Source organism: Candidatus Thiodiazotropha sp. AKAK2 (assembly GCF_058244685.1).
In genome coordinates, this window is sequence record NZ_JBSYOP010000014.1 from 1 (window position 1) to 11,728 (window position 11,728).

The 11,728-nt window shown below is 51.7% G+C and carries 13 protein-coding genes; 5 read left to right on the forward strand and 8 right to left on the reverse strand.

All coding sequences use genetic code 11. The annotated features are described in order from the left end of the window. Window positions 1–524 precede the first annotated feature (524 nt). Window positions 525–758, reverse strand: a complete 234-nt coding sequence (locus AC4IE8_RS03810) for a hypothetical protein (protein ID WP_490790368.1) — start codon at window positions 756–758, stop codon at window positions 525–527. Between the two features lie 92 nt (window positions 759–850). Here AC4IE8_RS03810 and AC4IE8_RS03815 point away from each other — a divergent pair, with 92 nt between their 5' ends. Then, window positions 851–1,294: a helix-turn-helix domain-containing protein gene (locus AC4IE8_RS03815; RefSeq protein WP_490790369.1), complete on the forward strand. Its 444-nt coding sequence runs from the start codon at window positions 851–853 to the stop codon at window positions 1,292–1,294. A gap of 42 nt (window positions 1,295–1,336) precedes the next feature. Here the strand turns inward: AC4IE8_RS03815 and moeA are convergent, their stop codons facing one another. The 7 genes from moeA to AC4IE8_RS03850 form a co-directional block, all read right to left on the reverse strand. Further along, window positions 1,337–2,614: a molybdopterin molybdotransferase MoeA gene (gene moeA / locus AC4IE8_RS03820; RefSeq protein ID WP_068992888.1), complete on the reverse strand. Its 1,278-nt coding sequence runs from the start codon at window positions 2,612–2,614 to the stop codon at window positions 1,337–1,339. Continuing rightward, window positions 2,574–3,197 (reverse strand): molybdopterin-guanine dinucleotide biosynthesis protein B, encoded by a 624-nt coding sequence (mobB, locus tag AC4IE8_RS03825; RefSeq protein WP_490790370.1) that lies wholly within the window; start codon window positions 3,195–3,197, stop codon window positions 2,574–2,576. The genes moeA and mobB overlap by 41 nt, the downstream gene beginning before the upstream one ends. After that, the gene (mobA, locus tag AC4IE8_RS03830; RefSeq protein WP_068992882.1) at window positions 3,163–3,765 is read right to left on the reverse strand and encodes a molybdenum cofactor guanylyltransferase MobA; all 603 of its coding nucleotides are present in this window, start codon (window positions 3,763–3,765) and stop codon (window positions 3,163–3,165) included. The genes mobB and mobA overlap by 35 nt, the downstream gene beginning before the upstream one ends. Further along, the gene (locus tag AC4IE8_RS03835) at window positions 3,762–4,475 is read right to left on the reverse strand and encodes an ABC transporter ATP-binding protein (protein ID WP_068992879.1); all 714 of its coding nucleotides are present in this window, start codon (window positions 4,473–4,475) and stop codon (window positions 3,762–3,764) included. Before AC4IE8_RS03835 ends, mobA begins: the two co-directional genes overlap by 4 nt. Beyond that, complete coding sequence (locus AC4IE8_RS03840; RefSeq protein WP_068992876.1) at window positions 4,475–5,173, reverse strand: ABC transporter permease; 699 nt, start codon at window positions 5,171–5,173, stop codon at window positions 4,475–4,477. The genes AC4IE8_RS03835 and AC4IE8_RS03840 overlap by 1 nt, the downstream gene beginning before the upstream one ends. A 4-nt stretch (window positions 5,174–5,177) precedes the next feature. Beyond that, a complete protein-coding gene (locus AC4IE8_RS03845) occupies window positions 5,178–6,026 on the reverse strand; it encodes an ABC transporter substrate-binding protein (protein WP_490790371.1) in 849 nt (282 codons plus the stop codon). Between the two features lie 175 nt (window positions 6,027–6,201). Further along, window positions 6,202–6,438: a hypothetical protein gene (locus AC4IE8_RS03850; protein ID WP_490790372.1), complete on the reverse strand. Its 237-nt coding sequence runs from the start codon at window positions 6,436–6,438 to the stop codon at window positions 6,202–6,204. Between the two features lie 48 nt (window positions 6,439–6,486). Here AC4IE8_RS03850 and AC4IE8_RS03855 point away from each other — a divergent pair, with 48 nt between their 5' ends. The 4 genes from AC4IE8_RS03855 (at window position 6,487) to moaB (ending at window position 11,298) form a co-directional block, all read left to right on the forward strand. After that, on the forward strand, window positions 6,487–7,899 hold the full coding sequence (locus AC4IE8_RS03855; RefSeq protein ID WP_490790373.1) for a sigma-54-dependent transcriptional regulator: 1,413 nt from the start codon (window positions 6,487–6,489) through the stop codon (window positions 7,897–7,899). Window positions 7,900–7,903: 4 nt separating this feature from the next. Further along, window positions 7,904–9,973, forward strand: coding sequence for a sensor histidine kinase (locus tag AC4IE8_RS03860; RefSeq protein WP_490790374.1), 2,070 nt, complete (start codon window positions 7,904–7,906; stop codon window positions 9,971–9,973). Window positions 9,974–10,104: 131 nt separating this feature from the next. Then, window positions 10,105–10,638, forward strand: coding sequence for an HD domain-containing protein (locus AC4IE8_RS03865; protein ID WP_068992869.1), 534 nt, complete (start codon window positions 10,105–10,107; stop codon window positions 10,636–10,638). A 138-nt stretch (window positions 10,639–10,776) separates the two neighbouring features. Then, window positions 10,777–11,298 (forward strand): molybdenum cofactor biosynthesis protein B, encoded by a 522-nt coding sequence (gene moaB, locus AC4IE8_RS03870; RefSeq protein WP_068992866.1) that lies wholly within the window; start codon window positions 10,777–10,779, stop codon window positions 11,296–11,298. Window positions 11,299–11,728 lie beyond the last annotated feature (430 nt).

Sequence of the window (11,728 nt, forward strand, 5' to 3'; positions counted from 1 at the left end):
CGTACCCCCATGGAAACCTGGGAGGATGGGAAACAAATCTGGCAGGAGAAGTTCTTGAATTGAACTTAACCTGACAGTCACCTCCGGAAAATCCGGTAACTGTCAGATCGGGTCGTGATTACTACAAATAAGTCCGTTCTTTTCCGGAAGTTAAAACGAGCGATGACTCTTAAGGATGTGTTAGTAAGATAGCTTATGAATGACCTCACACTACTTCAGTAAACGAGTCAAATATGATCGGAAGGGGTCTGGCGAGTCTCCTCATAAAGCCGTGTCAATTTCTGTTCCATCTCTTTCATGCGCCATTTAAGCCATAACGCGTTCTGTTTCATACCTCTTACAGAAAAACTGCTGATGCTGTCGTGATGAGTTGCAATATGATCAAATGCTCGACAGAGTTGTTCACAGCGTGAGTTGAATTCTGAAAACTCCTCACAATAGCTTTTCAGTCTGTTTGAGTAAGAGGGCGCTGCTTTAAGTTTTCCATGTAACAATAATCGATTCCTTGTTGCTGTAGCGAATAATCAGGTAGAGCGTTTTGGCTTCTGTTGTTCGCTCTGTTCTTTGGGGTAGAGGTCAGGTCGTAACTCATGTCTGCTCAATATAGCCCCGGAATGGCGTTCAAGTAACAGGGTCAACCTTCCACTGGGCTTTCTAAAACCAGAGGCGATCTGAGTCAGGTAGATATATTTGGTACCGCACTTTGCTGCCAGACGGGTGGCTGCCTCGCGACCTTCCGTTGCAATAAATGTTTTCATATCCATATTGAGGGAGAACATTAGCACAAAGCTAAATGAGTAGCAATATGTGCATGGCCAGTCATATAGCAATTTGCTATTGTTTTCCGACCATGAATATCAAGACGATACGTAAAGCCAATCTGTTGGATCAGATTGACCGTTTTCATTCCCAGCGGGAGTTTTCCGAAAAGGTTGGCCTGACGCCAGCCCATGTGAGCCAGATGGTTACAGGAAGGCGCAACATGGGGGATGTGGTTGCCAGACGGATCGAAACCGGTCTCGATCTGCCTGAAGGTTATATGGATGTTCAGCACCCGGTGGAAGGGGTGGAGTATCAATATCCGAAGATCAAAGGACGTAAACAGCCTGCCGTCTCAGATGGGGATAATCTGGAAACCCTGCTGATGTCAGTACGTCAGATGAATCAGCGTCTCTCACCGAAAACCCGAGAGGTGGTGGCAAAAATTGAGCGGGCTGCTCTGAATGGCAAGTTGACGGATGAGGAGTGGACTACCCTGGAACGCTTGCTTATCTGTTTTGAAAAGGGGTGCTGAGCATCCTTTCCTACCTTAAGTAAATATCCTCAGTGTGGTTATTCACTCAAGACTTAATGATGCGAAGGGTTGAATCACAACCTGGTCCCCTTCACTGACCCCGGCGCAACTTTCCGGCAGTAGGATAAAGCAGTTTCCACGACTCATTGAAGTGAGAATTCCCGAGCCCTGTTGACCAACGGACTCAACCCTGAGCTGACCATCGTCAGTGGTGGAAAAAAGACCCCGTATAAACTCATATCGCCCAGGCCGCTTGCGGAGTGTGTCATGACAGACTGCCGTCAGGGTGAAAGGTTGATAGGGCTTGCCAGTGGCCATGTAGTGTATGGCCGGCAGAACGAACTGATAGAAAGTGACCATGACCGCCACCGGGTTACCGGGCAGGCCAAAGAAGCGGGTTTGTCCCAGTTCGCCAAATGCCAGGGGGCGCCCTGGTTTCATGGCGATTTTCCAGAAGTGGATTTCACCCAGCTGTTGCAGGATCTTTTTTGTGTAGTCGGCTTCACCAACCGAAACGCCGCCGGATGAGATCACCATATCCGCCTCTGCAGCGGCTGCCTGGAAGGCCTGACGCAAGGCTTCCGGGTCATCTTTGATTACTCCCATATCGAGCAGATCCACGCCACAGTTTTTCAGCATGCCGTAGAGACTGTAACGGTTACTGTCGTAGACATCCCCCTCTCTCAGGGATTCACCGATACCGCGCAATTCATCGCCGGTGGAGAAGAAGGCGACACGGGGTCTGCGTCTGACGCTGACCTCTCCAAAGCCGAGTGATGCCATGACCCCCAGATCGGCAGCCGTCAGGCGCCTGCCCGGTTCCAGCACACGGCTGCCTTTGGCAATATCCTCACCGGCATGACGCACATTCTGTCCCTGTTTGTGTTGCGAGGTGAAAGAGACCATTTGCGTCTCATCGAGCTTCGCCTGCTCCTGCATGATGACCGTGTCCGTACCTTCGGGCATCGGCGCGCCGGTCATGATGCGAATACACTCACCGGATTGGCAATGACCTGGAAAGGGTTGACCGGCCACGGTAGTGCCGATCAGTTTGAAACTTGTAATAGAGGAAGATTGCAGATCTGAGCCCTTCAGAGCATAGCCATCCATCGCGGAGTTGGTATGGCCGGGAACATCGAGTGGGGAGATGATTGGTTGTGCCAGCACCCGGCCCAGAGCATCGCGCAGTGCCAGCCGTTCAGTGGTCAGGATCGGCTTGATACCACTCTGGATCGCCTCTCGGGCTGCAGCAACCCGGAGGGTGCTGGATGGTTCGGGATCAGCGCAACTGGTTTGAGGATTGGTGGCTTGCCGGGTCATGAATGGGGCGTTCTCCGAATCGATAGAGCTGTTGACGTATGAAGTTTGCAATAGCTTCCGGTTGGTTGAGATCCAAAACCGGTAAACCCTCCGGTAGAGAGCATATCGCCTCATCCGTGGCGATGGCAATAACGTTTGAGTCCGTCTGGCAGATCAACGGCTTGCCCAATTTAGGCCGGTGCAACTCAATTTTTTGTATGGGGGCGTGTTTGAATCCCTCCACCAGCACCAGGTCGAGGGCGTGATGGTCGAGATGAGGCAGGGTGGACTGCAGATCCGGTTCATTCCGGTCATCGGTCTCGACAATCAGTGCCATCCGTCCTCTGGAGGCGACCAGCATCTGGCTCGCACCGGATTTACGCAGTTCATAACTGTCTTTATGAGGGTGATCGATCTCAAACTGATGCTGCGCATGTTTCATCACCGCGACCCTCAGGCCTGCCGCTTTGAGGATCGGCAGCAGTTTGGTCAACAGGGTGGTTTTACCGGTGCCACTGTAGGCTATGATGCCGAGCAGGGGGATCGGATAATCGATCATCCCTACGCCCTTAACGTTCAGCGGTTTGGGGTTGTTCGAATTCATTCCTTTCCTCTGGCGTATTGATGTTCAGAAAGGTTTCAGGAATATCGGAAAAGTCGGCCGTAACCATTTTATGTTGCGCGTACCAGAGATCGATTTTCCGATCGCCGCCGTCCAGGTACGCCTTCAGGCTTGGCCGCAGTTTTTTCCCGATCAGGGCATACACCGGTTGCAGGCGCTTGCCGTCGTGAGCCACCGCAATATCTGCATCTGCGTCTTCACGGGCGCTTGCCAGTCGGGCTACCAGATCTTTTGGTAATCTGGGACCGTCGCAGGGTACGGTGATCAGATTCGGGGTAGTGATCTGTTCCAATGCGGAGTAGATGCCCGCCAAGGGTCCCTGGTAGCCACTCAGTTCATCACGAATCACCGGATAACCGAATCTCTGATAGTCCGCCATGTTTCGGTTGGCGTTGATCAGCAGATGCCCAACCTGGGGTGCGATGGTGTTGATGACATGTTCGATCAGTGGTTTACCATCAAGCAGGACCAGGCCTTTGTCATTGCCGCCCATACGACTTCCCCGGCCACCGGCCAGGATGACTGCGGTGTAATCTGAACGGTCGTTCACGCCGTACTCCTGAAGTTTGGGTGAGTCTGATCGAATTCGAACAGTTTCTGATCATCGATGCGTATCAGTTTACCCTGATCCAGGCGTAAGTGTTGGTCTATCAGTGAGGGGAAGTGCATGGGATCGTGGCTGGCCAGCAGCATGGCTGTGCCATCGCTTTTGAAGGCTTCCAGCAAACCAAGTGTTCGATGTCTCGATTCCTGGTCCAGGTTGGAGGTGGGTTCATCGAGCAACAGGATTGACGGTCTCTTCAGCCAGGCCCGGGCCAGGGAGACCCGTTGTTTCTCGCCACCGGACAGTGTTTTCGCCGGAGCGTGTGACAACTGCCGTAGATCGGCCCACTCCAGGGCTTTGTCGATCTGTAGCTGACGCTCCCGCTTGGTCAGTTTCGCACCGATGGCGTAGTCCAGGTTGTAGGTTACTGTGCCGTCAAACATATAGGGGTGTTGATGAAGATAGAGAGCATGATGCTGCAGGGTTTTTTTGACATGACGCCAGTTGAGTGGCCCTTTTCCCAGATCGATCTGGATGCTGTCCGGTTTCTCCAGTCCGGCCAGAATACGCAACAGGGTGGTTTTACCCGCCCCATTATCGCCACTCAACAGGTGGGTCTGTCCGGCTTGAAGGGAGAAGGCGACCTCGTCCAACACCTGCCGTTTAGCAAAGTGTTTTTTCAGGCACTGGACATTGAATTGATCTGCTGTAGTCATCAGGCTGGTTGCCCCTTACCTTGAAAGTGCTGCAGGAAGGCGTTCAGAGTGAAAGCCAGAATCAGTAGAACCAGACCCAGAGCGATGCCCTGAGCGAATTCACCCTTACTCGATTCCAATGCGATGGCGGTCGGAATGTTGCGGGTATAGTGGAGAATGTTGCCGCCAAGCATCATTGAAGCCCCAACCTCGGCAATGATGCGACCAAAAGCCGCAAGCAGTGCAGCCATCAGGCCAAAGCGCGCTTCCCGCATGATGGTAATCAACGCCCGTATTGGTGTTGCACCCAGGGTGCGTGCCGTCTCCCAGGCTCTACGGTCACAGGCTTGCAGTGCCGAGTGACCCATGGCGACAAGAATCGGAAAAGCAAGCGCGATCTGGCCAAGCACCATAGCCGTTTGGGTGAACAGCAACTTCCACTCCCCAAGCGGACCTTGTCTGGAGAGCAGTATGAAAAGGGTCAGGCCGACTACCACGGCGGGCACTGAGAGCAGAGTGCTGTTGATGGAGATCAGCAGACGTCTGCCGGGGAATTGGTAGTAGGCAAGTATGAAAGCGACCAGCAGAGCCGGTGGTGACGCCACCAGTATGGCAACCCCTGATACTCTGAAGGAGATGGCAATGATCTCCCAAAGTTCAGGGTTACCGCTGAACAGCAATTCAAGGGCTGCCAGCGTTGTGGTGGTTAAGGATTCCATTTGGTTAATGTTTCGCCGCGGCAAACTCTCCAGCATCGGCGGATGGGGTAAAGAGACGGTTACTGCCTATGCGAAAATTATTGATGCGTTCCTGACCCTCCGGTGAGATCAGCCAGCGGATCAGTGTCTGGGCACCCCGATGGTTGGTGTCTGGATAACGCTGTGGATTCACCGCGATAATGCCATAGGGGTTGAACAGCAGGGGATCGCCCTCAAAACCGATTTTCAGCGGAGACTTCTTTTCATAGGCAAGCCATGTTCCCCGGTCGGTTAGGGTGTAGGCATCCATTTCTGCTGCGATCTGCAGCACTTTACCCATTCCCTGGCCGGCTTCACGATACCATTGCCCCTGTGGATCGACTGCCGCCTTATTCCATAGGCCCAACTCTTTCTTATGGGTGCCGGAATCATCCCCGCGGGAGACGAAGGTCGCCTGATGCTCAGCGATAAGTTGCAGGGCCGTGGTGGCATTCTTGGCTTTTGATAATCCGGCAGGGTCCGTTTGAGGGCCGACGATCACAAAGTCGTTGTACATCACACCGAATCGTTTTTCACCATGTCCCTGTGCGACAAAATCATCTTCTGCTGTCCTGGCGTGTACCAGAACCACATCCACATCGCCGTCACGTCCCATACGCAGTGCTTTACCGGTACCGACCGCAATTACATGGACGTTATAACCGGTGTCGGCTTGAAATTCCGGTAACAGTTCTTTCAGCAGTCCTGAATTGTCGGTACTGGTTGTGGTGGCCAGTCTGATGATTTTGTTAGCGTCTGCATTGGCTGTATTCAAAGGTATAAGCAGTGTCATCAACAGGAGTGTGAATAAGTGTTTCACCATATTTTTATTCATTGGGATTTGCCTCATTGCGTTCTACATTTCGCTATCACTAAATCGTCCAATTAAAGTGTGGGTACAGCGATTGATCCGGATATGTTGCTTAACAAAAACATAATTTAAGTGTGTTTTATTTCTTTTCAGCAGACTTAAACAGTCGTGTGCAACCATTGAACAAATGCCTAGAAAATCAGTCGTTATCTATGGTTGTGTGGATTTTAATTGCAAGAGTGGTGCCACTCTTATCTGGGAAAGTTGTCATGGTATTTGCAATAGCAAATGGACCTGCATTGTCTACTATGTAGATAATGGCAGGATAATAAACACAATTTCTGCATTCTTTAGCTGTCGGTTTCTCCCTGTGCTGTTCAAGGGAGTCCAAAATTGAGACAAATGGTCCCAGATTGACACACTTTTTGTTGGACATTTTGTCTCACCCAGCCGTCGGTGGATTGCCTTGATAGAACAGTACTCAATGAATATTAAAACTGAAGAGCTCGTGGTTCGGGATGAGTCCACAAGCGTTTACCACAAGGAAGGTACAACCAGCCGAATGACCTCGGTGCTCATCGTTGACGATGAGCCGGGTATCCTCAGCTTTCTGCAAAAAGGGCTGAGACGCCATTTCGGGCTGGTGGAGACCGCCAAGGATGTGTCTACTGCCGAAGAGCTGCGAAGACACTGCCATTTTGATCTGATTATTACGGATATTCGCCTGCCAGGACACCGGGGTGGAGTTGAGTGGGTAAGAGAGCTGCGTGAGCAGGGTGGGACCACCGGGGTGATCTTCATGACTGCCCATGCAGACCTGGAGACGGCCATCTCCGCGCTCAGGGCCGGTGCCGAGGACTTCATCATGAAGCCGTTCCGTATGGAGCAGATGGTGGCATCCGTGGAGCGCTATCTGGATCGACAGAAGATGCAGCGTGAAAACTTCGTGCTGCGACGCCAAGTGGATCAGATCTACGACAGTTCCGGCATCGTCGGTGAATGTCAACAGATGCACGCCTTGTGTGAAGTGGTCAAACGGGTGGCTCCAATGCCATCCACGGTGTTGATCGAAGGTGAATCGGGTACCGGTAAAGAGCTGGCTGCCCGGGCGATACACGATTTAAGCAACCGCTCAGGCAGTTTTGTACCGGTTAACTGTGGCGCGATGAGTGCCGAGTTGCTGGAGAGTGAGCTGTTCGGGCATGTCAAAGGTGCTTTCACCGGCGCTCACCTCTCCCGGGATGGGCTGTTTACCTACGCCAATGGAGGGACCCTGTTCCTTGATGAGATTGGTGAGATGCCCCTATCGATGCAGGCACACCTATTGCGTTCTCTTGAAGAGCGTACCATCCGCCCTGTCGGTTCCAACCGGGAGGTTCCTGTCGACGTACGGATTATCGCTGCCACCAACCGGGATCTGGGCAATGAGGTGCAAAAAGGGGAGTTCCGCGAAGATCTCTACTATCGACTCAATGTGCTTACACTGCGCATGCCGGCCTTAAGGGAGCGACGTGAGGATATACCGCTGCTGGCCAACCATTTCATGCATACGCTGGCTTCCGATCTGGGGATCGATGTCCCGGTGTTGGGTGAGAACGAGATAGAGTTGCTGTTGCACTACGAATGGCCTGGAAATGTACGGGAATTGAAGAATGTGATTGAGCGCTGCCTGCTGTTGAATCGCTCGCCGAGTCTTTGCATCACCGGTACTGAAAAACAGGACGGTGAGGCGATTCCTGAGCAATCGGAAGCTTCATTGCAGCTTGAGGCAGTTGAGAAACGGCATATCCTGAAGGTGCTGGAACTTCATGGAGGCAACAAGTCGGCCGCGGCCCGGGTGTTGGGGATTTCACGCAAGACACTTGAGCGTAAAGCACAGGCCTGGGGAATCACCTGAATCCGTGTTGAAACTTATCCGTACCATTCAGAGCACCCTGCGTTATAAAATGCTGGTGCTGGTACTGTTCCCGATTCTACTGATTATGCCGATCGCACTTGGGCTGGCCATCTACTGGGGCTCCCAGTTCAGTTATGAGCAGCTGTTTATCAAGGTCAACACGGACCTCTCGGTGGCCGAGGATAACTTCCATCGTCTGAAACAGGACTATCTCAATACCCTGGCCCGCTTGGCTGAGTCCTATACGTTCAATACCGCACTGGAATCGAAAAGTGGTGGAGTGATCCATCAACAGCTGGAGAAGATCCGACAGCAGAACGATTTCTCCTATCTGCATCTGCTGGGATTGGATGGCAGGATCTTATTTACGACAGATGCCGAACTGCCTCAGAGAGCCCACCCATCTCCCTCCCTATTGATTGCCCTGCAGGGGACGCCGAAAGTGGCGATTGAGATCTTCTCTGCTGAAGCACTTGAAACCCAATCCTCAGGATTGGCGAACAGGGTTGCACTGCCATTGCTCGAAACTCCCAGAGCCAGACCGACCGATCAGCAGGTGGAAGAGCGGGGTATGATGATCAGGGCTCTCTATCCAGTGAAGAATTCAAGAGGAGTGGTGGTGGCGATACTGGATGGCGGGGTGTTGCTGAATGGTAATTTCAAGTTTGTCGATACCATCAGGGATCTTGTGTATGGTCCGGGCAGTCTGCCCGAGGGCAGCATCGGTACAGTGACGGTATTTCTTGATGATGTGCGGATCACAACCAATGTACCACGTGCTGTGAATGAAAGAGCACTGGGTACCCGGGTTTCTGATGAGGTGCGAACCCAGGTGCTGGAGCATGGAAAAAAATGGATCGATCGGGCATTTGTAGTTAATGATTGGTATATCTCAGCCTACCAACCGATTATCGATGTGAATGGCGAACGGGTCGGCATGTTGTATGCCGGTTTTCTTGAAGCACCATCACGTAACGCACTCTGGCAGGCATTGGTAGTACTGATCCTGCTTTTTCTGGCGTTGATGTTGTTATCCTCGCTACTCTCCATCAGGGGAGCAAAATCGATATTCAAACCTTTGGAAATGATGATGAGCGTGGTTCGCGCCACCCGTGAAGGCTATACCAGACGTATCGGTCGGATCTCATCCACAGACGAGATTGGCGTTCTGGCGAAAGAGTTTGATCTGTTGTTGGATCTTCTGCAACAGCGTAACCGGCAGATGCAGGAGTGGACGGATCAGCTTGAGGAGAAGGTGGAGGAGCGAACAACGGAACTGAAGTTGAAGAATGAGCGATTACTGAGCATGATTCAAACCCTCAAGCAGACCAGGGCACAGTTGATCAATGCGGAAAAACTGGCTGCACTCGGTGAGCTGACGGCCGGGGTCGCCCATGAAATCAACAATCCGACGGCGGTAATGCTTGGAAACCTGGATCTGTTGGTAGCCGAGCTGGGCAAGGATGCCGAGCCGGTAAAAGAGGAGATCGATCTGGTGATCGAGCAGATCTTCCGCATCAAGGATATCATTAACAGTCTGCTGCAGTACGCCCGCACCGATCAGATGAGCGGTGAGAGCACCTACACCGATGTTAACAGTGTGATCGAGCACACTTTGGTATTGGTGCGCCATCTGCGCAGCAAGAGCGACTTTGAAATCAATCTGGATCTGCAGGCAACCAAACAGGTCAAGATCAATTCACAGGAGTTGCAGCAGGTGTTGGTCAACCTGGTGGTGAATGCCGTCCATGCACTGCACCAGCAGGATGGGAAGATCAGCCTGCGCAGTTCCGACTGGGAGAGTAAAGGCGTGGTGATTGAAGTGATTGACAATGGCCGTGGCATTGCACCGGAAAGACTGGGTTCCATCTTCAATCCGTTCAACAGCGGGAAGCCTACTGGTGAAGGTACCGGTCTGGGGCTTTCGGTCAGCTACAGCCTGATCAAGAAATATGGTGGTGATATCGGTGTCAGGTCTGAGTTGGGTAAGGGTTCCGTATTTACCATCTGGCTCTATCAGGAGGCCGATATGGTAGATGATGAGAAAGGCTTGCTTGAACACTATAATAATTGATCCGAAGATTGAATATGTCATATTCAGGGCTTAAAGCCAGCCCGAATTGTGAGCGAAGCATTTAATCCTGACAGCGACAGGTGAGATACTCTCTTCTAAAGAAGCGCGATGCGTACAATCTAAAACTGACTATGAATAACAATCTACTTCAATTGATCGTCAAAGCCTTGGCATTTTCCGCCCGCAAGCATCGAGACCAACGACGTAAGGATGTCCAGGAGACCCCCTATGTCAACCACCCCATCAGCTTGATGGATATCCTGGTGAATGAAGGGGAGGTCTACGATACAGAGACACTGATAACTGCCTTGCTGCATGATACGATCGAGGATACGGAAACTACCTTTGAAGAGATCGAGGCCGAGTTCGGATTGGTTGTCGCCAGCCTGGTGATGGAAGTGTCTGACGATCAATCCCTCTCCAGGCTTGAACGTAAAGCGATGCAGATACACCATGCCCCCAATCTCTCTGAAAAGGCCAAGCTGGTAAAGCTGGCTGACAAAATCGCCAATCTGCGGGACATCGCCCATAGTCCCCCGAAAGGCTGGGACCTGTCCCGACGACAGGCCTATTTCGATTGGGCCAAGGACGTTATCGATGGCTTGAGAGGTGCCCATCAGGGTCTCGAGTTATTGTTCGATGACGCCTACAGCAAACGACCCTGATGAGTTTGCCTGTCAGCCAGGATATGGGGCGCAAGCAATCCTCGTGTTCTGATCTTGATCAAGGAATTGCGCCTTGCAGCTGGCATGCTATCGATTGTTTTTCCTGATGAATAGAATGAGATCTACGGAGCCTACAAGATGAGTGACGAACGTCAGTTTATCCCTTTGAATATCAGCGTGATGACTGTATCGGACAGTCGAACGGAAGAGAATGACAAATCCGGCCAAAAGCTCAAGAGCATGCTCGAAGAGGCTGGGCATCAACTGGCCGACAAGCGCATCGTGAAAGATGATCGCTATCAGATCAGGGCGGTGATTTCCGAGTGGATAGCCAATCCGGATGTGCAGGTGATTATCACCACCGGTGGTACAGGGTTGACAGGAAGGGATGGTACACCGGAGGCGGTTGAACCCCTGCTGGATAAGATTATCATCGGTTTCGGTGAGATGTTCCGCTCCCTCTCATATGAGATCATCGGCACATCGACGATGCAGTCCCGGGCGATCGCCGGTGTCGCCAATGGCACCTTTGTCTTTTGTCTGCCGGGTTCTACCGGTGCCTGTAAGGATGGTTGGAGTAAATTGATCTCCGCTCAACTCGATTACCGGACACGCCCCTGCAATCTGGTGGAGCTGATGCCCAGATTATTGGAGAAATAGTTTTTCGATAGCAACTTAACATGGGTCGATATATTACTAACGGGTTAGTTTCAGTTGGTTTCTCTAGCCTATCGAGATTGGTGACATAAAAAGAGATAACCAAACAGAAGATGAAGGTTAAAAATTACCAATCAGCAGAGTGCCAAACAGATGGAGAGAGCCGCTCTCCTCTCCCCTTGCGGGAGAGGGGCCGGGGGAGAGGGGGAGTATCCATCAGCACGCTCATCAATCGAAACAATACCCAATACAAGGATTGTTGGGTAAGTGCAATTTACACTTCAATTACATCAATCGCTTGATGCTCACCCTCTCCCCAACCCCTCTCCCATTGTATAGACCGGTGTCAAGGGTAACAGGTGTTCGGAGACATAGGTAACACGTTGAAGATTCATCGATATGGATTCCTTAAGTCGATTTCAGCGACCTTTAT